The sequence below is a fragment of the Streptomyces sp. URMC 126 genome (genome assembly GCF_051386555.1).
In the GTDB taxonomy this organism is placed as follows: Bacteria; Actinomycetota; Actinomycetes; order Streptomycetales; family Streptomycetaceae; genus Streptomyces.
The window spans coordinates 1-260 of record NZ_JBPQTX010001005.1; the positions used below are offsets into that span (position 1 = coordinate 1).

At 78.1% G+C, this 260-nt stretch carries 1 protein-coding gene; it reads right to left on the minus strand.

From position 1 onward, the window contains the following. A partial coding sequence (locus ACSNOK_RS34865) for a cupin domain-containing protein (RefSeq protein WP_436784713.1) occupies positions 1-260 on the minus strand: 260 nt, incomplete at both ends.

Here is a 260-nt window from a genome sequence, read left to right on the forward strand (position 1 = left end):
GAGTCCCCCGGCCGCAGCAGATGCTCGGCGTTCCCGAGGGCGAGCCGCAGCTCGCCCTCCAGCACGAAGATCCACTCCTCGCCCGGGTGCACCCGCACCAGATCGCGCTGGGGGCCGCGCGGCACGTGCACGCGCAGCGGCTGCATGGCCCGGCCGGGGCAGCCCGCCTGGCGGTAGAGCCAGCCGTCGGCCTCGACGGCCTCCACGCCGTCGCCGCGGACCACCGGGTCGGGCGCCGCCGGCGTCTCGCCGAGCAGCTC